Annotated in this window: 18 protein-coding genes and 1 pseudogene; 11 read left to right on the plus strand and 8 right to left on the minus strand. The window is 62.0% G+C overall.

What is annotated here, in order from left to right:
• Positions 1–235: 235 nt before the first annotated feature.
• Genes TMS3_RS17290 through TMS3_RS17315 form a run of 6 tightly spaced genes read left to right on the plus strand, consistent with a single transcriptional unit; the run spans position 236 to position 6,802 of the window.
• Positions 236–1,018: an efflux RND transporter periplasmic adaptor subunit gene (locus TMS3_RS17290; protein WP_025166544.1), complete on the plus strand. Its 783-nt coding sequence runs from the start codon at positions 236–238 to the stop codon at positions 1,016–1,018.
• On the plus strand, positions 1,015–2,334 hold the full coding sequence (locus tag TMS3_RS17295; RefSeq protein WP_025166545.1) for an efflux RND transporter periplasmic adaptor subunit: 1,320 nt from the start codon (positions 1,015–1,017) through the stop codon (positions 2,332–2,334). Before TMS3_RS17290 ends, TMS3_RS17295 begins: the two co-directional genes overlap by 4 nt.
• Positions 2,335–4,434, plus strand: a complete 2,100-nt coding sequence (locus TMS3_RS17300) for a site-2 protease family protein (protein ID WP_025166546.1) — start codon at positions 2,335–2,337, stop codon at positions 4,432–4,434.
• A gap of 51 nt (positions 4,435–4,485) precedes the next feature.
• Positions 4,486–5,286 carry an aspartyl/asparaginyl beta-hydroxylase domain-containing protein gene (locus tag TMS3_RS17305; RefSeq protein ID WP_025166547.1) on the plus strand — a complete coding sequence of 267 codons (801 nt, stop codon included), beginning with the start codon at positions 4,486–4,488 and terminating at the stop codon, positions 5,284–5,286.
• Between the two features lie 14 nt (positions 5,287–5,300).
• Positions 5,301–6,269 (plus strand): sulfotransferase family protein, encoded by a 969-nt coding sequence (locus tag TMS3_RS17310; RefSeq protein WP_025166548.1) that lies wholly within the window; start codon positions 5,301–5,303, stop codon positions 6,267–6,269.
• 29 nt (positions 6,270–6,298) lie between these two features.
• Complete coding sequence (locus tag TMS3_RS17315; protein WP_025166549.1) at positions 6,299–6,802, plus strand: GNAT family N-acetyltransferase; 504 nt, start codon at positions 6,299–6,301, stop codon at positions 6,800–6,802.
• Here TMS3_RS17315 and TMS3_RS17320 read toward each other — a convergent pair.
• From TMS3_RS17320 to cysC, 3 genes and pseudogenes are all read right to left on the minus strand, one after another.
• Positions 6,795–7,115 (minus strand): DUF6916 family protein, encoded by a 321-nt coding sequence (locus tag TMS3_RS17320; protein ID WP_025166550.1) that lies wholly within the window; start codon positions 7,113–7,115, stop codon positions 6,795–6,797. The two genes, TMS3_RS17315 and TMS3_RS17320, sit on opposite strands and share 8 nt — an antisense overlap.
• 71 nt (positions 7,116–7,186) lie before the next feature.
• Positions 7,187–7,735 (minus strand): phage tail protein, encoded by a 549-nt coding sequence (locus TMS3_RS17325; protein WP_025166551.1) that lies wholly within the window; start codon positions 7,733–7,735, stop codon positions 7,187–7,189.
• Positions 7,736–8,008: 273 nt separating this feature from the next.
• Positions 8,009–8,618: pseudogene (cysC, locus tag TMS3_RS17330) on the minus strand (adenylyl-sulfate kinase).
• A 169-nt stretch (positions 8,619–8,787) separates the two neighbouring features.
• On the opposite strand from cysC, the gene TMS3_RS17335 reads away from it, so the two are divergent.
• From TMS3_RS17335 to TMS3_RS17350, 4 genes are all read left to right on the plus strand, one after another.
• Positions 8,788–9,639: a sulfotransferase family protein gene (locus TMS3_RS17335; protein ID WP_025166552.1), complete on the plus strand. Its 852-nt coding sequence runs from the start codon at positions 8,788–8,790 to the stop codon at positions 9,637–9,639.
• Positions 9,640–9,807: 168 nt separating this feature from the next.
• Entirely contained in the window at positions 9,808–14,505 is a 4,698-nt protein-coding gene (locus tag TMS3_RS25765; protein WP_456153990.1) for a DUF4347 domain-containing protein, read from the plus strand.
• Positions 14,492–16,591 (plus strand): Ig-like domain-containing protein, encoded by a 2,100-nt coding sequence (locus tag TMS3_RS25650; protein ID WP_235576653.1) that lies wholly within the window; start codon positions 14,492–14,494, stop codon positions 16,589–16,591. The genes TMS3_RS25765 and TMS3_RS25650 overlap by 14 nt, the downstream gene beginning before the upstream one ends.
• Positions 16,592–16,650: 59 nt before the next feature.
• Entirely contained in the window at positions 16,651–18,147 is a 1,497-nt protein-coding gene (locus TMS3_RS17350; RefSeq protein WP_025166555.1) for a TolC family protein, read from the plus strand.
• A 75-nt stretch (positions 18,148–18,222) separates the two neighbouring features.
• Here TMS3_RS17350 and TMS3_RS17355 read toward each other — a convergent pair whose 3' ends face one another.
• The 5 genes from TMS3_RS17355 to TMS3_RS17375 form a co-directional block, all read right to left on the minus strand.
• Entirely contained in the window at positions 18,223–20,001 is a 1,779-nt protein-coding gene (locus TMS3_RS17355) for an ABC transporter ATP-binding protein (RefSeq protein WP_025166556.1), read from the minus strand.
• Complete coding sequence (locus tag TMS3_RS17360; protein ID WP_025166557.1) at positions 19,994–20,626, minus strand: DsbA family protein; 633 nt, start codon at positions 20,624–20,626, stop codon at positions 19,994–19,996. Before TMS3_RS17360 ends, TMS3_RS17355 begins: the two co-directional genes overlap by 8 nt.
• A 3-nt stretch (positions 20,627–20,629) precedes the next feature.
• Complete coding sequence (trhO, locus tag TMS3_RS17365) at positions 20,630–21,568, minus strand: oxygen-dependent tRNA uridine(34) hydroxylase TrhO (RefSeq protein WP_025166558.1); 939 nt, start codon at positions 21,566–21,568, stop codon at positions 20,630–20,632.
• Between the two features lie 155 nt (positions 21,569–21,723).
• The gene (locus tag TMS3_RS17370; protein ID WP_025166559.1) at positions 21,724–22,023 is read right to left on the minus strand and encodes a BolA family protein; all 300 of its coding nucleotides are present in this window, start codon (positions 22,021–22,023) and stop codon (positions 21,724–21,726) included.
• Positions 22,024–22,035: 12 nt separating this feature from the next.
• Positions 22,036–22,536 carry a DUF2059 domain-containing protein gene (locus tag TMS3_RS17375; RefSeq protein WP_025166560.1) on the minus strand — a complete coding sequence of 167 codons (501 nt, stop codon included), beginning with the start codon at positions 22,534–22,536 and terminating at the stop codon, positions 22,036–22,038.
• Between the two features lie 266 nt (positions 22,537–22,802).
• Here TMS3_RS17375 and TMS3_RS17380 point away from each other — a divergent pair, with 266 nt between their 5' ends.
• Positions 22,803–23,813 carry a DUF2804 domain-containing protein gene (locus tag TMS3_RS17380; protein WP_025166561.1) on the plus strand — a complete coding sequence of 337 codons (1,011 nt, stop codon included), beginning with the start codon at positions 22,803–22,805 and terminating at the stop codon, positions 23,811–23,813.
• Positions 23,814–23,856: the final 43 nt, after the last annotated feature.

Raw genomic sequence — 23,856 nt, forward strand, 5'->3', positions numbered from 1 at the left:
GCGAAAGCGCAGCAGACACACCCAAGATCGACAAGCCGGTTAAAACTGCGCCCTGACACTTAAACTTTGCCAGCTCGTCGAGCCTTGTTAGAAGCCGGCGCAGCCGCAGCGCACTGGGCACCACCCGCAAGTGGCTTACCGATACAGGTCAATCTACCCAATCCCCGCGCAGCGTTTTGCGCTGTAGAGGTTCTCCCGTACACTCGCCCGATTCAACTTTGCAGGGAGAGCAACCATGCGGCGAACGATCCGTTGGACAGGCCTTGCCCTGGGGCTGTTTTGGATGAGCGCCACCCAGGCGAGTTCGCTGGGAAACGACCCTCTACTCGACAGTCCTGGCGCAGCGCCTTCCGCTGAACGCAAGGCACGCGGCGTTCTGCGAGCCCGCAACCAGGCCACGCTGTCCAGCGAACTGGCCGGCCGTATCACTGAGATGCCCTATGCCGATGGGCAAGACTTCAAGAAGGACGCGGTGCTGGTACGCTTCGACTGCAGTGCCTACCAGGCCCAGTTGAACGCGGCGCAGGCAGCCGTGCGAGCCGCACGCGAAGAACTCGCACACAACAAGCAACTGGCCTCGCTAAATTCCGTCGGACGCTTTCAGGTCGCCCTGGCCCAGGCCCGCCAGGCCGAAGCCCAGGCCCAAGCCCAGGTCTATCAGGTACAGGTCAAACGCTGCATGGTGACTGCACCCTTCGATGGCCGCGTGGTCGCACGCCGTGTGCAACCATTCGAGAGCGTTGCCGGCGGCACTGCACTGCTGGAAATAGTCGATAACCGCACACTGGAAGTTCACTTGCTGGTGCCTTCGAGCTGGTTGGGCTCGCTGAAGCAAGGCGATCGTTTCGAGTTCATCCCGGACGAAACCGGCCAACCCTTGCAAGTGGAAATCAAACGTTTGGGGGCGCGCATCGATGAAGGCAGCCAGACCCTGCTGCTGATCGGCGCCCTGCCCCAGGACGCTCCCGGTCTATTGGCCGGCATGAGCGGCAGCGCGCGCTTCCTGGAGGCGCCATGACGGCTCAGGTGCCAGGCCCTGCCGAACGTGTGTTCGCCCAGTTTCTCGCACTGCAGCACCAGGCGCGGGCCGCGGCGGATATCGACAACCTGGCCTACGTGCTGGTCAACGACGCGCAACCGCTGTTTGGCTATCGCCACGCCGCCCTGCTGATCGCCGGCCGTGTGCAGGCGGTGACCGGTATCAGCCAGGTCGAGCCACACGCGCCCTTCGTCGCCTTTGTCGAGCGCTCGGCCAACCAGTTGCTGAACCAGGGCGCTTCGGTCAAACCCCATGTAGTGGATGCCAGCGCATTGACCGAGCAGACTCGCGCCGACTGGCAAAGCCTGTCCACCGGATCGGTTTTCTGGATACCTTTGCTCGATCGCCGACAAGAACTCTTCGGCGGTTTGTGGATCGCCCGCGAGCAACCCTGGAGCGGAGCTGAACAGGCTCTGCTGAGCCAACTCGGTGACTGCTACAGCCATGCCTGGCTGGCACTGCAGCCACGCAAACCCTGGCGCCTGCGCTGGCCACGCAAGAAAATCCTCGCTGTTGCGCTTGCCGCCTCGCTGCTGCTGATACTGCCGGTGCGCCAATCGGTATTGGCACCGGCCGAAGTGGTGCCGCTAAACGGCCAGGTGGTAGCGGCGCCGCTGGATGGGGTGATCGTCGAGTTCCTGGTCAAGCCCAATCAGGCGGTCAGTAACGGCGACCTGCTGCTGCGCTTCGACGCCACCTCGCTCAAGGCCCAGGCGGATGTCGCCGGGCGCAGCCTGGATGTAGCCGAGGCTGAACTGAGGAGTAATTCTCAGCGCGCCTTTGCCGATGCAGAAGCTAAGGCACGACTGGATCTGTTAGCGGCACGGGTCGAGCAGAAGCGTGCCGAACGCGATTACGCGCTAAACCTGCTGGCGCGCAGCGAGGTGCACGCCGAACGCGATGGAATCGCGGTATTTGCCGATGCCGAGCGCTGGACCGGCAAGCCGGTACAGACTGGCGAGCGGCTGATGGAGATCGCTGACCCAAACCAGGCCGAGTTGCGTGTCGAACTGGCAGTGGGTGATGCCATCGAACTGGAAACGGGCGCCGAGGTGGCGCTTTTTCTCGACAGCGATCCACTCAACCGCCATGCAGCCAGCCTCGAACGTCTCGCCTACGAGGCACAAACCGGTGCTGCAGGGCAACTGGCCTATCGCGTGGACGCCAGATTCGCCGAGGCGCCGCCGCGCATCGGCCTGCGCGGCACCGCCAAGCTGTTCGGCCAGCGCGTGCCACTGGTCTTGTACCTGCTACGCCGGCCACTGGCCGCGTTTCGCCAGAGTGTGGGCTTGTAGATGCGCCTACCGGCACTACGCTGCGACTTGCAGCTATCACCCGCAGCAGCGGCGTTGGATGGCTCGCCACAATGGACCCTGGCCGACCCGCTCCGTGGGCGCTATTTCAAGCTCGGCAGCGCGGCACTGCGCCTGCTGCGGCACTGGGCACTGGGCGATGCACAGCGGGTGCTGGCCGCCGCCAATGCGGAACCCGGCACGCTGCTGGACGAGGCGCAACTGCAGGAACTACTGCGTTTCCTGCGTGGCCACGACCTGATCGCCGCAGCGGATGCCGAGCAACGTGCCAGCTATGCGACCAAGGCCGCTGCCCAGCGCCAGAGCCTGTGGAAGCGTGCGCTGCATCAATACCTGTTCTTCCGCATTCCGCTGTGGCGACCGGATGCCTTTCTCGAACGCACCTGGCCCTGGCTCGAGCGCCACGGCCCGCGCCTTCTACGCATCGGCCTGCCGCTGGTGCTGGGCCTCGGCCTGTTTCTGGTGGCCCGCGACTGGCAGCGCTTCCTTGCCACCTTCCCGCACCTGTTCAGCCTCGGCGGTGCGCTGGCCTTCGGCGTCGCCCTGGTGTTCGCCAAGCTCTGTCATGAGTTCGGCCATGCCTATATGGCTAAGCGCGCCGGCTGCCGGGTGCAAAGCATGGGCCTGGCCTTTATGGTGCTGTTCCCGCTGTTCTATACCGACGTCAGCGACGCCTGGCGGGTCAATGACCGCCGCTCGCGCCTGCTGATCGGCGCCGGAGGCATGCTCGCCGAACTGCTGCTGGCGGCCATTGCGCTACTCGCCTGGTCGCTACTACCGGACGGCCCTTGGCGCACGGCGGCCTTTATGCTCGCCAGCGCCACCTGGCTGACCACCCTGGTTATCAACCTCAACCCCTTCCTGCGTTTCGACGGCTACTACCTGCTCAGCGACCTGTGGCGAGTGGAAAACCTCCAGCAGCGCGCTTTCGCCCTGTGCCGCTGGCGCCTGCGCGAGGCCTTGTTCGGCTACGGCGAACCGATGCCCGAACCCTGGTCGCCAGCCCTCTACCGGCGCCTGCTGACCTGGGGCTATAGCGCCTGGCTATGGCGGGCGGCACTGTTCTTCGCCATCGCTCTGATGGTCTATCACCTGTTCTTCAAGCTGCTGGGAATCTTCCTGATGCTGGTGGAGCTGGCCTGGTTTATCGGCCTGCCGATCTGGCGCGAGATGAAGGAATGGTGGCAGCGGCGCGAGCAGGCACAACCGACGCGCGCCTTGCTGGTTGGCGGCGCACTGCTGGGCTTGCTGGCCGTGCTGCTGGTGCCCTGGCGTAGCGCCGTGGAAGTGCCGGCGATGCTGGAGGCAAGCCGGGTCAGCGCGCTGCATGCGCCACTGGCGGCGCGGCTTAAACAGTTGCACGCGAGCAATGGCCAGACGGTGCGCAGCGGCGACCTGCTACTGGAACTGGAGTCGCCTGACCTGGATTCACGCCAGCTTATCGTGCGTAACGAGATCGAAATCCTCCAGTTGCAGCTGCGGCGTCAGGCTGGGCGCAGCGAGACGGTAGCGGACAGCAGCATCCTCGAACAGAACCTGGCCGAAGCCGTGGCCGAGTATCGCGGCCTGGCCGCGCAACGTGAGCGCCTGCAGCTGCGCGCACCCCATGACGGCGTGGTGCGTGACCTGTCGGCAGATCTGGCCGCGGGCCGTTGGTTGGCTCCGCAACAGCCGCTGCTACGGGTGATCGCACAGCAAGCGCGCTTGCGCGGTTACCTGGCCGAAGAGTCGCTATGGCGCACCGAGGTCGGCGCGCAGGGACTGTTTATCGCCAGTGCCGACCCCCGGCTTCCCAACGTACCGGTGCAGCTGACCGAGGTGGATGTAACCGGGGCCACCTATCTCGAGCAACCGGCGCTGGCCTCGGATCAGGGCGGCCCCATCGCCGTGCGCCGCGATGCGCAGCAGAGGCCCGAGCCAGAGCAGGGGCAGTACGGCGTACGCCTGGTGCCGCAACATGAACTGCAGGCGCCGCGGCAGCCGCAGGCGGGCGTGGTGGTACTACAGGGCAAGGGCGAGTCCATCCTGGGCGCCATCTGGCGTCGGGTGGCGGCGCTGGGGGTGAGGGAAAGCGGTTTTTAAGATATTGGCCGCGCTGCTGCCGCTGCACAACTCGGAGCAGAGGACGCTTACATGCAAACCAGCCCACTACCTGTCTGTTCGCGCTTGCCCCTGTGCTGCAATCTGCCGCTGCTGCTCGAAGCGCTGCAGCGGATACCGACTGACGCCTGGCAGGGGCATTTCAACAGCGCTTACTACCAAGGGGACTGGAGCGGGTTGGCGTTGATTTCGGCAGAAGATGCCCCGCTGCCGCTTGCCCCAGGACTTGGCGCCCCTCGCCGCAGTGCCTGGTGGCAGGACGAGCCCGCTTGGCACGAGCTGCTCGCCGGCTTCCAGACCTCCCTGCGCAGCGTGCGCCTGCTGCGTCTGGGGCCGGGATCGACTATCCATGAGCATTGCGATCACGATCTGGGCCAGCCCGGCAGCGACCTACGCCTGCATATCCCACTGCTCAGTCCGCCGGGCGTGGCGTTTCTGCTGAACGGCCTGCAGGTGCCGATGCAGCCGGGTGAATGCTGGTTTCTCGATCTTTCCTGGCCGCATCGGGTGAGCAACTCCAGCAGCCTGCCACGTATTCATCTGGTGCTCGACTGTCTACCCCAGGCGTGGCTGCTGCAGGCTATTGCACAGGGCCGGGCGACGACGCCGGCGCTGCAGCCCAGTGCCGCGGTGCAGGCTTTCGCGCGTTTGCGCCATTGCGTCGCGGAGGATGCCGACCTGGCGCAACGCTTGCGTACACTGACCGACAGCGGGAAATTTATCGAGGCGACGCTGCGTATGGGCGAGGAGCTGGGGCTGGAATTTTCCGCGGCGGAAGTTCGCGCGGCCATGCGCCAGGGCAAGAACGACTGGAGTGCACAATGGCGAGCCTGATGGTCCATGAAAAGATGGCGCAGGAAGATATGCACGGCTGGCTGCCAATTAGGGCCTGGTTAAATGACGGCGAGTGGCGCGTCGACTGGTGCTGGTTCGGCGAGCAGCGTTTGATCCAGCCGTTCTATCGCGACGAGGTGGATCTGGCGCTCAGGCTGCCGTTCAACCAGGCGTTTCGCCGTGATACGCCGCTGGCGGCGCTGCTCGGCTGGACGGCCGCCAGCCCTGGCCTGCCCCCCACCGTGTTTATCTTTCACGCCTCGCGCTGCGGCTCGACGTTGCTGGCGCAGATGCTGGCGCGGCTCGACAGTCATATCGTGCTGTCCGAACCACCGCCGCTGGACCAGTTGTTGCGCGCGCATTATGCCAGCCGGCTGGGTGGTGCCGAGCAGAACGCCGCCATTGGCGCCATGCTGTCGGCGCTGGGCCAGCGCCGGGACAGCCAGGCGTCCCGTCTGGTGGTCAAGCTGGATGCCTGGAATCTCTATGAGTTGCCGTTGTTGCACCGTTGCTTTCCCGATACACCTTGGTTGTCCCTCTACCGCGATCCCCTGGAAATAGCCGCCTCGCATCTGCAGCAGCCCGGCATGCATATGGTGCCGGGCTTGATTGGCGAGTCGCCACTGCACCAGGCGGACGAGGCGCCGACACCGCGCGAGGAATTCATCGCCCGCCGCCTCGGCCGGCTGCTGCAGGCCGCTGCCGACCTGCACCGGCAACACGGTGGCCTATTGCTCAACTACAGCGAGCTGCCCATGGCTCTAGGTGGCAGGTTGCGCACGATGTTCGGGCTCGAAGCCGGGCAGATTGCAGCGGCCCTGGAAGGCAGTGGGCTAAACGCCAAGCGCCCGGAGCAGGCCTTTGCCGCGGATACCCAGCGTAAACGTGACGGGGCTTCTACACTGCTGCGCGAGGCGGTCAGCCGCTGGGCAGAGGCGCCCTATCGGGATCTGGAGGCGCTGCGTTTGCAGCAGCAGGGTTAACCGGACCTACTCATAATAAGGAGTGTTGCATGAGCGATTTTTCATCCCTGGCGGACGGTATCACCCTACGTCCGGCCAAACCGAGCGACGAGCCTTTTCTGCAGGGGTTGTATCAATCGAGCCGAAGGGATCTGCAATGGATCGATGGCGAAACAGAACTGATCGACACGGTGGTCGCCAACCAATACCAGGTACAACAAGCGGGAATGGGTAACCAATACCCCAATGCCATGCATTTGATTGTTGAGAAAACCAGCTCAGCGATTGGCGCCGTGACGGTCGATTTCGGCCATAACGAGGTGCGTCTGATCTACCTCGCACTGATTCCCGCCGCACGCGGGCGGGGTTACAGCAAGGTCGTTCTGCAGGGTGTGCAGCGCGCAGCGCAACAAGTCGCCAGCCCGGTTGCGGTAGTGGTTTGGCGCAATAATTTGCAGGCCAGGCGGCTGTACATGGAGTTGGGCTTCCGCGTCGAGGAAGCCCAACCGGTAGCCGACCGCCTGGTGTGGTACCCCTCGGTTGCGTTCAGTTGAACAGGATCTGGAAGTAGTGCTGCTTGGGGTCGCGATCCAGCGCTGCTTCACGCAACACCATCAAGTGCGAGACTTGGCCGAGTTGCGGTAGTTCCACCGTACAGCTGCCGTCCATGAAGCCGGTCGGTTGCACGGCAGTCAGCCCGACCGAGAACGGCATGCGCATTTGCGCTGCGGCGCTGGGCATGCGGGCGCTGGGTTTCAGGTTGACCGAGTCCACCCGTAGCAATAATTTTTCACCCGTATCCATGGCGAACTCACAGACCTGGCCTTGCAGTTGGCGAAAATGGTCCGCGTTGATGAGATTCAGCATCTTTTGTGTTCCTTCATGCATGGTAGTGGGCGACGCAAAGAGCCGCCCGTATAACATGGAGGCGAGTCGATTTAGTTGCGCGAAGGGAACAGGCCAAGAATGGCGATGCTGAAATTCAGTGCCAGATAGGGGTTCATGATATCCATGGGCTGACCACCACCAGCCAGTCCAGCCTGTGCGCCACCCATGTTGATGGGGGAGGACAATTCATCCGACCAGATCGCTGCTGCGAGCGGACCGCTTGAGTTGGAGGCGCCGAGAAATTGATTGGTTGCGCTGGGTGCCACGGCGGGATTGGATGACGCACCGCCCACTTGTACCTGCACTGCGTGGGTGTGCGAAGGCATCTGATTGCTGGTAAGTACCGTCGACGGGGAGCCTGATGCCTCGCCGATGGTGTAGTCCGGTAGGCCCGGACCTTGGCCCATGCCGATTGGCATCCGCCCCTGCAGGTCGGGCAAGCCAAAGGTACTTTGACCGTTGCCGCCATAGGTAGTGCCCAGCAGCGAGAACATTGCAGTGTTCTGGGCGATGGACATGATTTGGCCGTTGCACAGCGCCCAGTTACGTGGGGCGAAGCTGAAGGCGAAGGGTTGGATAGTGCCGATAAATACTTCCATGCATGCTACTCCTGGTTCTTGGATAATCGACCCGCATCAGGGATGCGGCTTCTTCAGCAGAAGGTTTTATAAACACACTGAAGAGCTGCCCGGAAAGTTGTAGTCGAAAAGTCCCGGAAGTAAATGCTCAGTTATATCTAAACTGTTTGTTGCCAGGCAAAACCGCTGGTGCCGCAGACTGGCCAGTGCAAGATCATCGTCGGGCTTCGCAGCTGCCCTCTTCAGCCCGCCCTATGCAGACGCTCGGTACCTGAGAAAGCGCGTCGGGGGACGCTATCGGGTGTTCTGCACAAGCGAGCCAAGCAGCCCTTCGGTGCTCATCCACTGCAGCAGCCTCTCGACGTTATCCGCCACGCTGCAGGTGTCGCAATCGAGTATCAGTGCCGGGGCCTGCGGCGGCTCGTAAGGGGCGGAAACACCGGTGAAATTGACGAGTTTTCCGGCCCGGGCCAGCGCATAGTGGCCCTTGGGATCACGGCGCTCGCAGTTATGCAGCGCGGCTCGACACCAGACCTCGCGGTAATCGGCACCCAATCGTTCGGCCAGCAGATGTCGATGTCGGGTCAAGGGGGGCGATCATTGCCATTGCTACAACGACTCCGGCGTCCACCAGTAGAGCGGCTAATTCTGCAGCGCGGCGCAGGTTCTCTTCGCGTTCGTTCTCGGCGAAGCCCAGGTCGCGATTGAGCCCTGCGCGCAGCCGGTCGCCATCGAGTACCAGGCACTGTCCGCCGAGGGCGAAAAGCCGCGCTTCCAAGGAGCGGGCCAGCGTCGACTTGCCGGCGGCGGGCAACCCGGTCAACAGGATGGCAACCCCGCGATGACCATGGCGTGCTTCGCGTTGTTGACGGTCGGGAGGCGTAAGCGATCCATCCAATGGCATAGCAAAAGGTCTCGTGCAGGGAGGGGCAATTGGCTGACTGCAACCGGGGAGAGGGTAACTCGCAGGTCGTGGACTGATCCAGAGACGGAACTTATCTCTGTGCGCTGGTAAGAATCAAACACCGCGGTTAGGATTGGCCGATTAATGGAATCTAAAAAGAGGGCAGGTAGTGCCGACGTTTCATTTCATCTCGGGTTTACCCCGCTCAGGTTCCACGCTGCTCTCTGCACTACTGCTGCAAAACCCGCGCTTTCACGCCGGCATGACTAGCCCCGTGGGGGGCCTGTTCAGCGCGATGCTTGGTCAGTTTAGTGCCGGCAGCGAGTTCGGCCCTGTGATCACCCAGGAGCAGCGCAAGCGGCTGCTGACTGGATTGTTCACCAACTACTACGCCGAACAGGCCGGTAAAGACATCGTCTTCGACACCAACCGGCAATGGTGCGCCAACCTGCCTGCGCTCATGGATCTGTTCCCGCAGGCCAAGGTGATCGCCTGTGTGCGAAATGTTGCCTGGGTGATGGACAGTCTTGAGCGGCTTTATCGCGCCAACCCCTACGAGAACACCAAGCTGTTCGGCGACGATGTCGAACGCAACACCGTCTACAGCCGGGTCGATACCCTGGCCCAGCGCAACCGGCTGGTCGGGTTCGCCTGGGCGGCGCTGAAGGACGCCTATTACGGCGAACACGCTAAGTCGCTGCTGCTGGTGGAGTACGACCTGCTGGCGGCGACGCCCGAGAAGGTGCTGCGTCTGATCTACGATTTCCTTGGAGAACCCTGGTTCGAGCATGATTTCGAGCATATCGAGTATGACGCGCCCGAATTCGACCAGGCGCTCGGTTTGAAAGGCCTGCACAAGGTGCGGCCCAAGGTGGAAGTCGAGACGCGTCGCACCATCCTGCCGCCCGACCTGTTTGAACAATACGCCGGGCTCAGCTTCTGGAGGGAATCGCGCAGCAGCGAGGCTCACGTGATCAGGACTTCCCAGGAAGCCCAAAGCATTAATAGCGAGAACGCTTGACCAGCTAAGGGTCGCGGTCACGGCACCATAATTTCGAGGGATAGAGTCATGTGGTGGGGAAAATCCAAGCAGGCGGATGCAAGCAAGAACGCTCAGTTGCCCGAGTCGGCGCACGCCAGTCAGCTGCCGCGCCCGCAGCCGCTGATCAGTGCGCTCGAACCCCGCATGATGTTCGACGGCGCGGTGGCCGCCACCGTGGCCAGCGATGTTCCGACCGCTGATGAGGCCGCCGGCAACCTTCACGGCGACGCCGCCACCGCAGAATCGAACCAGGCCGTCAGCGACAGCTCCCAGGCCAGCCCGGTGGCGGACGCCCAGAATGGCGGCCGCAAGGAAATCGTCTTCGTCGATACGCGCGTGCCGGACTACCAAGCTCTGCTGGAGTCCGTCTCGCCGGATGCCGAAGTGGTATTGCTGAGCACGGATCAGAATGGCGTACAGCAGATCGCCGATGCCTTGAAAGCTCGCAGCGGTATCGATGCCATCCATATCATTTCCCACGGCGATGCCGGGCTGCTGCTGCTGGGCAATGCACCACTGTTCGAAGGCAATCTCAGCGATTACAGCAGCCAACTGCAGAGCATCGGCGAGGCCCTGACCACGGACGGCGACATTCTGCTCTACGGCTGTGAAGTGGGGGCTGGTAGCGAGGGGCAGGCCTTCCTGTCGCAGCTGGCGAGCATCACCGGTGCCGATATCGCAGCATCCAGCGATGACACTGGCGGCAGCGCCAAGGGCGGAGATTGGGATCTGGAAATCACCACCGGCGACGTAGCAGCTAGCTACGCACTGAACCTCTCCCAACTCAGCAGTTACGATCACGTCCTGGTAACCACCAGCGTCAACAGCCTCGCCGGACTCAAGACCGCGATTGCTACGGGCAACACCGATGGCGTCGCCGACGTGATCACCCTGACCGGCAATATCACCTTCGCCTCAACGGCTGATGCCATTTCAATCAACGTCACCGACGGCCAGACCATGAGTATCGTCGGCGGTGGTTTCACCCTGAGTGGCAACAATCTTGCGCGCGTGCTTGATGTGTCCACCTCTGGTGCGGGCTCTGAGGTAGCCATCAGCAACCTGACAATTAGCAATGGTTTCTTGAGTGGTGCAGGCGGCAATACACCAGGCAACAGCGTGGGACTCGCCGGCGGCGATGCACTGGGCGCTAATATTCGCAACGCCGGAACCCTAACTATTACAGGTAGCACAATCACTGGAGGCAAGGCGGCTGGTGGTGGTGGCGCGGGGGGTGGTGCCGGCGGGGGGGGTGGTGCCGGCGGCGGCGGCGGCGGCTTTGGCACAACGCACGGTGGTGCGGGCGGTACCAATCTTCCAGCATCAGCTGGTTCCACTTCAGCAGGCACAGGGGGTACTGGTGCCGGGTTTTCCGCGGGAGGCGGCACAATGGGGGGGGCGGGTGGCACTACTAGTGGTGGCGCTGGTGGCAGCTATTCTTCCTACATGTCCGGAGGTGCCGGAAGCACGGCCAACAATGGCAGTATTGGCATCGGCGGCGGCGGCGGCGGCGTTGGATATAGCTACGGCGGTGGCCGTGGTGGTAATGCGGTGGGCGGTATTTACAACACAGGCACACTTACCATACTGACGAGTTCAATTACGAACAATATAAGTGCTGGCGGCGGCGGCGGCGGTGGTAGTGCCCCAGGTAGTTCGATTGTTGGTAATGGTGGCGCGGGGGGATCTGGTACCGGAGGCATCTGGAACGCTGGTGGGACTGTGTTGGTTGATTCCTCCACTAACTCCACCCTAGCTACCGGCAATGTTGGCGCCGGAGGAATAGGAGGAACTGCGACTAAACCCGGCAGCTCAAGTGGTGCTGCAGGCACAGCTACCTCGCAGATAAGCACAACAGGTGGCGGTACTACTAACACCAACTACAACCCCAACGCAGCCCCCACCATAGGCAGCCTCAATGGCGACAGCGTAGCCTGGGCAGGCGTTGGCAGTACCGTAATCCTGGACTCCGGCGGCAATGCCGACCTGGGTGATACCGAACTTGAAGCATTGAACGGCGGGGCTGGCGATTGGAGCGGCGCAACCCTGACGGTGCAACGCCCCGGCACGGCAGTGAGCATAGACACCCTCGGCTTTAATATCTCGGGCGCGCTCTTTACCGTCAGTGGCGGCAACCTGCAATCCGGCGGACAAACCTTTGCCACCTTCACCAATACCGGCGGCGTGCTGACCATCAGCTTCACCAGCGGCGCCACCACGGCGACGACAGCCCTGGTCAATGATATTGCACAGCGCATTACCTACCGCAGTGACACTCCCGCAGGTGATGCCACGCTGCGATTTACGCTGAGCGACGGCACGGCCAGCACGACTGCCGATGTGACGGTGTCCAGCGACACTATCTACATCACCAATACCACCGACACTGCCACCATCAACGTAAGCAACGGGGTGAGCTTCAGCGAGGCGGTGGCGATTGCTGCCGCCGATACCACCGGTAGCCAGACGCTGATCTTCAGCAGCAGTTTCAACAGTTCGATGACCCTGGCCGGTGCGCTGGCGATCAACGAGAGTCTGACCATCAACGGCGATTCCGCCAGCGGTCTGACCTTTTCGGGCAGCACCATCACCTTGGGTGGCGGTACCACCCTGAACTTCACCAATGCCAGCGGCACGGTTACCATCGCCAGTGCGCTGGCGGGCACCGGTTCGCTGTCCAAGGCGGGCGCGGGGACCTTGGCGCTGAGCAACACTAGCAATGAAAGCGGTATGTCTGGCGGCATCGCCGTTACAGGGGGCACGCTGAGTGTCAGTAACGACGACCACCTTTCGTCCGGCACGGTGACGCTCGATGGCGGCACCCTGAACAACAGCTTGACCAGCTTCACCATCGACAACGCTATCACGCTTGGCGCCAGCGGCGGCACCTTCAGTGTCGCTGGGGGCGGTGGCGCTGCCACCCTCACATTGTCCGGCATCATTTCGGGCAGCGGCAGCCTGACTAAAACGACGGCGTCCATTCTGCAGCTCAATGGCAACAACACTTATACCGGCGCCACCAATGTGTCGGCCGGCACCCTGATTGCCAATCACAACAACGCCTTGGGAACCACGGCGGGCGCCACTACGGTGAACTCCGGTGCCACCGTGCGCGTGGCAGGCGGGCTGACCATCGGCGAAGCCTTTACCATCAGCGGCACCGGCAAGAATGTCAGTGTGGATTACGGTGCGCTGCACCTGATCAGCGGTACCAGCAGCTTGAATGGTGCTATTACCTTGGCTGGCGATGCCAACGTCAGCGCCGCCACTGGCAGTACCTTCACTCTCAGCGGTGCGCTGGATGGTGCATTCAATCTGAATAAAACCGATGCGGGCACTCTGACGCTCTCCAATACAGGCAACTCCGGCACCCTGTCCGGCGGCATCTCCATCTCCGACGGTACCCTGTCGGTGGCCAGCGATAACAACCTGAGCAGCGGTGGGATCACACTGGCCAGTGGCAGCACGCTGGCCGTGACCGGTGCCACCAATATCGACAACGCCATCACTCTGGCTGGCAATGCCACCGTCAGTAACTCGGCCAACGCCACCCTGTCCGGTGTCATCAGCGGCGCCAATAATCTGAGCAAGGCGGGCGCATCGACGCTCACCCTGTCCGCCAGTAACACCTACTCGGGCACCACCACAGTTAGCGCGGGCACCCTGAGTGTCGCCAGCGACAGCAACCTCGGCAGCGGCGCGCTGACACTGGCCAGCGGCAGCACGCTGGCCGTGACCGGTGCCACCACCATCGACAACGCCGTCACCCTCAGTGGCGGCAGCGCCAGCGTCAATACCACAGCCAATGCCACCCTGTCCGGCAACCTCACCGGCGCAGGTGGGCTGACCAAGACCGGCGCTGCCACGCTGACCCTCAGTGGTACCGACAGTTATAGCGGCGCCACCAGCGTCAATGCCGGTAGCTTGCTCATCAATGGCGCCTTGTCCGCCACCTCGAGTGCGACTGTGGCGTCTGGTGCCACCCTGGGCGGCAGCGGCAGCATTTTCGCCGCCAGTTCCACCAACACGCTGACCGTGCAGAGCGGCGGTACCCTGTCGCCCGGCAACAGCCCGGGCACCATGACCGTCAACGGCAACCTCACGATGACCTCAGGCAGTACTCTGGCTGTGGAGATCAATGGCACCGCCGCCGGTACCCAGTACGATCAGGTGGTCGTCAACGGCACGGTCGATGTCAGCGGCGCCACCCTGTCGGCCACCCATGGCTACACGCCGGGCAGTGGCGACAGCTACACCATCATCGTCAACGATGCGGCCGATGCTGTCATCGGCAACTTCGCTGGTATAGCGCAAGGCAGCAGCTTCCTTGCAGGCGGCAATTCAACCCAACTCACCGCCAGCTACATCGGGACTTCGGGCAACGACTTCACCCTGACCACGCCGCTCAACCCGACGGTTACCTCAGTGTCCTCCATCTCGACCAATGGTACTTATGGCATAGGTAGCACGCTTACCATGGCGGTGAACTTCAGTGAAGCCGTATTCCTGAGTACCGGCACTATTCAACTGGTACTGGAAACCGGCACGACTGACCGCGCGCTCAGCTACGTCTCCGGCAGCGGCAGCTCGACCCTGTATTTCACCTACACGGTGCAGGAAGGCGACATTTCATCGGATCTCGACTACATCAGCAGCGCTGGATTAGTTGCTAATGGCGATACCATTCAGAGTGGCTCCTTCATCAATGCGAACCTCAGCCTAGCGACGCCGGGTGCAGCCGGTTCGCTCGGCGCCAACAAAGCCATCGTGATTGATGGTGTGCGCCCCACGGCTGGCATCGTGGTGGCCGATACCGNNGGCCGATACCGCCTTGGCCGTTGGTGAAACCAGCAGCGTCACCATCACCTTCAACGAAGCCGTCAGCGGGCTGACCACCGCCGACTTCACCGTCGCCAACGGCGCCCTCTCCAGCCTGAGTTCGGCGGATGGCGGCATCACCTGGACCGCCACACTGACGCCCAGTATTGATACCGAAGACACGACCAACCTCATCAGCCTGGATAACACTGGCGTAATGGATGCGGCGGGCAACACCGGCACCAGCAACACCGACTCCAATAACTACGCCATCGACACCGCTCGTCCGACGGTCAGTATTGTGGTGGCAGACACTACATTGGCAATTGGTGAGACCTCGTTGGTCACCATCACCTTCAGCGAAGCCGTGAGCGGCTTCACTAATGCCGACCTTACGGTTGCCAACGGCACGCTAAGCAGCGTGAGCTCGGCTGACGGCGGTATCACCTGGACGGCGAGGCTCACGCCCACAACAGGTATCACTGACACAAGCAACCTCATTACGCTGGACAACACTGGCGTGCAGGATGCCGCTGACAACACTGGCAGCGGCACGACGGACTCCAACAACTACGCTATCGACACCAAACGTCCAACGGTCGTTATTACACTCTCGGATGAGACCCTTACCGCTGGCGAAACCACCACCGTTATCTTTACTTTCTCGGAGCAGGTCAGTGGTTTCAGCAACGCCGACCTGACTATTACCAATGGCACCCTGAGTGCGGTGAGTTCCACCGATGGAGGAACCACTTGGACAGCGATTTTCACTCCCGATACCGATATTGAAAGCGCAGCCAATGTAATCGCAATAAACAACACAGGGTATGTCGACGCCGCAGGCAATGCGGGCACGGCAACTACATACTCTGCCAATATCATCATCGACACCCAGACCCCTACCATCACCTCGGTCACCGTGCCAGCCAACGGCACCTATGTCGCCGGACAGAACCTCGACTTCACCGTCAACCTCAGCGAAGCCGTGGTGGTCGATACCGTAGGCGGCATCCCGCGCATCGCCATCACCCTCGACACCGGTGGTACTGCCTTCGCCAACTACGTGTCCGGCTCAGGCACATCTGCCCTGGTATTCCGCCTGACCGTCGCCAATGGCCAACTGGACAGCAACGGCATCAGCGTCGGCAACAGCATCAATCTCCACGGTGCCACCTTGCGTGATGCCGTGGGCAACAACGCCACCACCACTTTGAACGGTGTCGGGGCTACTGGCGGCGTGCGGGTAGATGCACTGGCGCCGCTTGCACAGGGCCTTGTCCGCGTGGACACATCCCCCACCACGGCGAGTTCCGTGCAGTTCACCTTGACCTTGAGCGAAGCCGTTTCCGGCGTGGACGCCAGCGACTTCTCGGTGATCAGCACGGGTGGCGCTGTCGGGACGATACAATCCGTGATGCAAATCGATAGCCGAACTTACCGGATCACTGTCAGCAATGTTGCCGGCAATGGTTCTCTGGGCATCAGTTTGAATGCCGCCGGTAGCGGTATCGCCGATACTGCCGGAAACGCTTTGGCCGCTAGCATTGTCGGGGAAGATTATGTGATTGCCGCTACTAGTGGCGATCCAGAATTCAAGTCCAGCCCCCCCGTAATTAACGTGCTGCCGCCGAGCCCAGCGCTCCCCCCAACGCCGCCGCCCCTGCCACCTGCCCCGACAAGTTCGCCTTTGCTGCCTACGCCGCTGTTCGAACAACCAACCCTGGGCAGTGGTATTCCTACGCTGGGCAACATCTTCATCAACAACGGAACGCTGGCGTCGAGCTTCATCGCTCAGGTTTTTGCCAGCAGCTCCAATGATGTCGCTGGCAATGCCTCAGGCGGCTTCCTTGGTTTCGGCGGTGGTGATGGTGGCGTGTTCGGCGCCAGCACTCTGGCGAATATTTTCGGCAGCGACTCATTACCCGAATCGACATCGCGGAATATTTTCAATGACCAGCAATGGGACAAGGACGGCCGCCAAACGCCGCATGGTGTGCTTGGGGCACCCACACTGGGCCAGCAACTCGATGAATTGCGCAATACCGAACAACGCCATTTGCGGGAGCTGGCATTAGCACTGGGCCAGTTCGAGACCGCTGGGCCGCACACCTGATCAACACACTACTAATAAATTAAAGAAGGATTGTGCCGCGACAAGGGGGCGGCCCAAGGATGAAAAAGAGCCATAAACTGTTTGGCGTCAGTCTGTTAGCACTGGCCGTCAGCGGCTGTGCTGTGACCAGTCAGCCGATTGATCGAAGCGTGAGCGAGCAACGCGCCCAGAGTGACCTGATAAATATGTTCAAGGACCAGGAGCCTCTCAGCGGCGCACTGACACTGCACGAAACCATGGCACGCGCAGTCAAATACAACCTTGAGGCGCGTCTCAAGGTCATGGAAGAGGCCCTGGCCGAGCGCCAGGTCGACCTGGCCAGCTTCGACATGCTGCCGCGCATGGCAGCTTCGGCCGGCTACGCCGGGCGTAATAACGTCAGTGCCTCCAGCAGCCAGAGCGTCGACACCGGTACTCAGTCGTTAGAACCCTCTACTTCCCAGGACCGCGACCGCGGCGTGGCGGACCTGACCATGGTGTGGAACGTCCTCGACTTCGGGGTCAGTTACGTCAGCGCCAAACAGCAGGCCGACCAGCGCCTGATCGTGCAAGAGCGCCGACGCAAGGTAATCCACACTATCACTCAGGATGTGCGCTCCGCTTACTGGCGTGCAGTGGCTGCCGACCGGCTGCTGGGTAAAATCGACACCCTAATGACCCGAGTCGGCCAAGCCCGTGACAACAGCCGAAGCATGAGCGAGCAGCGTATCGGCGACCCGATCCAGGCGCTCAGCTATCAGCGCGCCCTGATCGAGGCGACCCGCCAACTGGAACAGCAGCGCCGCGCGCTTTCGCTGGCCAAGACCGAACTGGCAACCCTGATCAACTTGCCGCTGGGCACCCCGTTCACTCTCGTCTCTCCGGACGATTATCAGATACCGGAACTCAAGGTAGAACTCGCCAGCCTCGAGCAGCAAGCGCTGGCCAACCGCCCGGAATTGCGCGAACAGGATTACCAGACACGCATCAGCGCGGCGGAAACGCGTAAGGCGATGTTGCGCTTGTTGCCAGGCCTCGAGTTCTCCGCGGGCGGCCACTACGACAGCAACTCTTTTCTGGTCAACCAGAGCTGGGCCGACTATGGCGTGAAAGTGACCTGGAATCTGTTCAACGTGCTCTCTGCCCCAGCAGCCATTGATGCCGCCAAGGCGGGGCAGGATGTAGCGACGGCACGGCGTCAGGCGTTGTCCATCGCGGTGCTCGCCCAGCTCTACGTGGCCAATGCCAACTTCAACGAGGCGCAACGCCAGTTCCAGACCAGCCAGGAACTGGCGGGCCTGGACACGCAGATCGTCGAGCAGTTGCGCAACCGCTACCAGGCGCAGGGAATTGGTGAGCTGGAGCTGATACAGGGCGAGCTAAATGCCCTGCAAGCCGACCTGCGTCGCGACCTCTCCTACGCCGAAATGCGCAATGCTTATGGCCAGTTGTACTCCAGCGCAGGTCTGGACCCGCTGCCACGCGAATTGCCATCGACCGAGTTGAATGTCATCACCCAGGCATTTGCCGACAGTGAAACACGCTGGCAGCAGGGCAATCTGGCACCTAGCGAGTAACACCGCAGGTGCCTGAAAACGTTATGGAGTGACACAGGAATAGCGCTAAATCAGCGTTATTCCTGTGCCCACGATTCAATGCTGTAAATGCCCATACAGCTTGGCATATAGCCCGCCAACTGCGATCAGCTGCTGGTGATCGCCGTCCTCGGCGATGCTGCCGCCGTCGAATACCAGCACCCGGTCGGCTTGCTTCACCGCACTCAAGCGATGGGCAATGATCAGGGTAGTACGACCATTGAGGAAACGGGCCAGGGCCTGGTGCAGGGCATATTCGGTGGCGGCATCCAGGGCCGAGGTGGCCTCGTCGAGGATCACCACTTTCGGTTCGGCCAGAACCATGCGCGCGATGGCCAGACGCTGGCGCTGACCGCCGGACAAGCGCACGCCGGAACGCCCGACGACACTGTCCAACCCTTGCGGCAGCAGGCGGATGGTCTCGACCAGCTGGGCGATTTCCAGGGCGCGCCAACAGGCCTCATCGCTCCGCTCACGGCCCATGCACAGATTGGCGCGCACCGTATCGTTGAACAGCGCCGGATGTTGCAGCACCACCGCAACCTGCTCGCGCACTGTCTCCAGACCAATCTCCTGCTGGCTGTAACCACCGAAACGGATACTGCCTGCCTGCGGCGTATAAAGACCGAGCAGCAGTTGCACCAGCGTGCTCTTGCCGCCGCCACTGGCGCCGACGATGGCCACCTTCTCCCCCGGTCCAATGCTCAGGTTGAGCTGGTCCAGCACCGGTTCGTCGTTATAGGCGAAGGTCAGCCCCTGCACCTCGATGCCGACGGTCTCACGCCCACTGAAGGGATCGGCACGGCCCGGGTACTGCGGTTCGTCGGCGCGCGCCAACAGTTCGTTGATCCGCTGCAGCGCCCCACCAGCCGCATAGAAGGCGTATTGCAGGCTGAGCAACTGTTCCACCGGGCCGATCATGAACCACAGGTAGCTGAACACCGCGAGCATCTGGCCGATCGACAGGTCGGAGAACAGCACGGTGAGCATGGCCGCGGCGCGAAACACGTCGATACCGAACTGAAACAACAGGCCACTGGCGCGGTTCGCAGCATCGCTCTTCCACTGCGAGGCCACCGCGTTGTCGCGCACTTCCCGGGCCCGCCCGCCGAGGCGGCCGAGGAAATAACCCTGGCGATTACTGGCGCGGATCTCCTGGATGGCCTCCAGGGTTTCGGTCAAGGTCTGGGTGAAACGCGAGGTACTGTCGTTCTCCAGCTTCTTCAGGTGCTTGACCCGCTTGCCCAATTGCACCGAGGCGTAGATCACCAAGGGGTTGAATAACAGAATCAACAGGGCCAGCTGCCAATGCATCCACAGCAGGATCGCCGACGTACCGGCCAGAGTCAGCACCGCCACCAGAAAGCGACTGAGGGTCTCACCGACAAACTTGTCCAAGGTGTCCAGGTCGGTGACCAAATGCGTGGTCACTGCGCCGCCCCCGAGGCTTTCATACTCGCCGAGGGAAATGCGCTTGAGGCGTTCGATCAGGCGGATGCGGATGCGGTAGACGATGTCCTTGGACAGGCGCGCAAACTGACGTGCCTGCAGCACGTTGAAGATCAACGCCGAGCCGCGCAGCAACAAGGTCAGCAACAGCATCAGGCCGATATACCCGGCGGCCGTTTCCCAGCCGGCAGGGAGGAAGCGGTCCATCACCTGCAACGCCGCGTTGCCATCCCCCAGCAACACTTCATCGACCAGCAGCGGCAGCAACAACGGAATCGGCACGCTGCTCAGGGTGGCCAGTACCGCCACGCCGTTGGCCAGCAGCAAGGCTTTCTTGTGATGCAAGGCCAGGCGGCGAATCTCCGCCCAGCTCAGCCTGTCAGTCATGCGTGGCCCGCTCCAGCCAGCGCCCCAGCAGGGGTGCCAGGGTCTCTAGTGGCTGGTAGCCATTGGTCAGCAGGGCTAGTTGCCCCTCGCGCTCGGCCAGCAGGGTTGGGAAGCCGGCGATGCCGAGGTCCTGCACCCAGGTGAAATCGGCCGCCGTAGCCGCATGCATGGCCGGGCTGTCGAACGCCTCGGCGAACTCGATACGAGGAATTCCCGCTTGCTCGGCCAGCCGTAGCAACACACCGGCCTGGGTCACATCGACACCTTCGGTGTAGAACGCCTGCTGGATCAGCCGAGTCAATGGCCAGGCGAGATCCGGGGCGAGCTCACGGGCGGTGACCAGTGCGCGACAGGCCGGCTCGGTGTCATAGACCAGGCCTTCGGGCAGGCCATCGGCGAAGTTGAACAACTGGCCGGTACTGGCATTCACCGCCTGCCAGTAACCCAGGTAACGCACTCGCGCGGCCGCGTCGATGGCGATGCGATCACGGCGCAGGCCACCGACCACCAACTGCAGGGGCACACCGGCGGTGGCCGCCTGCTCAGCGAGAGACTCGATGACCGGAGCGAAGCCCCAGCACCAGGAACACATCGGGTCCATCACATAGAGCAAGCGGGCCTGCATGGCTTAATCCTCGTTGGCTTGACGTGGGTTATAACCGAGCGGATGGGGCTGTTTGCGTGCCAGCGCCAGCTCGATCTGCTTCTGCCGTTCACGTGCACCGGCGCGGGTCTTCTCTGGCAGCGAATCCCAGCAATGCGCACAACTGATGCCGGGCGCGTAATGCTCGGACTGACGATCCTCTACGGAGATCGGCGTGCGACAGGCGTGACACTGGTCGTAATCGCCCTCGGACAGGTCATGGCGCACGGTGACCCGGTTGTCGAAGACAAAGCAGTCGCCCTGCCACTTACTGTGCTCCTGCGGGACTTCTTCCAGGTACTTGAGAATGCCGCCCTTGAGGTGGAACACCTCTTCGAAGCCCTGGCCGAGCATATAGCTGGAAGCCTTCTCGCAACGGATACCACCAGTGCAGAACATCGCCACCTTCTTGTGCTTGCTCGGGTCGAAGTTGGCCTGAATGTATTCGGGAAATTCGCGAAACGACTTGGTCTTCGGGTCGAGCGCACCTTCGAAGGTGCCGATCGACACTTCATAATCGTTGCGCGTGTCGATCAACAACACCTCTGGGTCGCTGATCAGCGCGTTCCAGTCCTTCGCCTCGACATAGCGGCCCACCTGCTGATTCGGGTCTACGCCGGGAACGCCCAGGGTGACGATCTCTTTCTTCAGCTTGACCTTGGTGCGGTAGAACGGCTGTTCGTCACAATAGGACTCCTTGTGATCGACATCGGCCAGGCGCGGGTCGAGCCTGAACCAGTCCAGCAGGCCATCGATGCCGTCGCGGCTACCGGAGACGGTACCATTGATACCTTCTTCGGCGATCAGCAGCGTGCCCTTGATGCCATGTTTCAGCATCGCGTTGAGCAGGGGCTCACGCAGCGCTTCGAAGTCGGGCAAGGAGACGAATTTGTACAGCGCCGCTACGACGATTTTGTCGGTCATGGGGATTGTCCTTCAGTAGTCGCCCACGTAAAGGGCGGACTGGATACATAAACCAAGGCGCCGGCGAGGGCCGGCGCGGCGCACAGTTTACGTTTGTTGGCGGCCAAGGTGTAGCGCTGGATTGCCGCATCCGTCAGTTGGCAGACGCGCTCACCTCAGTCCTTACTGCCGCCACGGCAGGTCGGCGAATCCGGTGCTGCGCCCTGCGCCAGCCATTCTTCGGGCGTGTAGGTGTGCAAAGCCAAGGCATGTAACTGGCTCATCAGTTCACCCAGCGCGGCATACACCTTCTGATGCCGCTTAACGGCATTCAGCCCACTGAACTGCGGGCTGACGATGACCGCCTTGTAGTGGGTTTCCAGGCCGCGGCTGTGCATGTGGCTTTCGTCCAGCACCTCGAGGTGCTGGGGTTCCAGAGCGGCGAAAGCCGTCTGGAGTTGTGCGAGTTTCGACATTCATTGCTCCGTTTACGGCTTTTTCGGTTCCAGCTCGGCAGTCATGTCCGCCAGCATCTTGTTCACTTTAGGCACGGCCGCTTGCAGTTTGCCCTGGGTCAGTTGCGCGGCTTGCGCAGTCAAGGTCGGCATTTTCTGCAGCACTTTCTGGCCCAGTGGCGACTGATAGAAGTCGATCAGTTCCTTGAGCTCCTGCTCATTGAAATTACTGGTATAGAGCTTGACCATGTCCGGCTTGAGTTTGTCCCAGCCGACGGCCTGATCCAGCGCCGCATTGGCCTTGGCCTGATAGGTCTCCAACAGCGCCTTCTGACTGTCAGGCGCGTTACTCTCAGCAAAACGCTGAGCAAACATCTGCTGCACCTGGGCATACACTGGCACGGCCAGTTTGTCGGCACGCGCCAACTGCAGGAAGCGCTCTGCATCGGCCGCATGGCTACTGGCGTCGGCCAACGCCTGGGCGCTGCTGCAAACCAACAGTACGCTGGCACAGAGGGCAGATAAACGAGGCATCGGGTACTCCTAAGCGAATGGCACGAGCCTGGTTAGACCCTGAAGGCCGCCATTTTGTGCCCTAGGCCCTCTACCACTCAAGTATTCCCCGCAACACTCACCATCACCGCAGAACCCTTGACTGGCGCACGGCCTGTAGCCAGGCCAAAATGCCAGTACTTGCCCTGGCAATGAATGCCCGTGCATGCTCTGCGTCATCATTCGCTTTTATGCTCTTTTGCCGGCGCCCAGTTGCGCCGCCAGCAGTACACACATGGACGTGTCAGATGAACAGCCTCAATCAGCAGCCCCCCTCCGCCTTGATCGCGCTGTGTGATGCCCATGGTCGTCTCAACCCGCAGGCCATCGGTTGGTCGCCACGCCCTCGCGTCAGCTGCGCCATTTCCGGTCACTTAGGCAGGCGCAAGCGCTGGAACCATTGGTGCATCACCACTCCGCGATGGATGCTGTCGCTGACCCAGGCGGACTTCGACTACCTCAGCTACGGCTCCGCCTACTTTCTCGATCTGCAAAGTGGCCAATCGGTCGCGCATAGCCAGGCACGACCGATTGCATTCGGCAAACAACTGCCGGATCAACCGCAGCACAGCCACGAATTCGAGCATCCACGCCTGCAACTGCGTTTTGCCGAATACCCGGGACGCCTGCGCGTGACAGTGGCCGCGCCGGATATCGGCGGGCAACCACTGCACGTGGCGCTGGATATCCAGCGTCCCGCCCATCTCGACTCGGTCAATCTGGTCGCTCCACTCGGCAAGCACAGCTTTCACGCCACCTGCCGACAGCTAGGCCTGCCCACCAGCGGCAGCCTGCAGCTGGGAAGCCAGCACTATGAGTGCGTGCCCGGACATAGCTTTGCCGCCATGGATTTTGGTCGCGGCGTCTGGCCGTTGCGCAGCCACTGGACGCGCGCGGCGTTTGCCGCATCGGGTGGCATTGCCGGCAACTTCGGTTCGGGTTGGACCGATCACAGTGGTCTCTCGGAGAATGCCCTGTGGTTTGGCGGCGAACTGCTGCACCTGAACACACCGGTGCATATCCAGCCGACCCCAGACAACCCGCTGGCCCCCTGGCAGCTGAGCACCGACGATGAACGCGTCGCCCTGACCTTCACCCCGCGCCAGCAGCATCATGCCTGCCGACGTATGGGGCCGTTCTACGCCGACACCCGGCAGTTGTTCGGCCATTTCCACGGTGTACTGCGCGGCCCGCTTGGCGAGCGCGTACCGGTGGATGCAGCAGTCGGCTGGCTCGGTGCAACCCACACCCGCTGGTAATCGTTGCAATAGCAGGCCGTTGAAAAATGTAGCGAGCGAAGGC

The organism is Pseudomonas taeanensis MS-3, assembly GCF_000498575.2.
Classification (GTDB): Bacteria; Pseudomonadota; Gammaproteobacteria; order Pseudomonadales; family Pseudomonadaceae; genus Aquipseudomonas; species Aquipseudomonas taeanensis.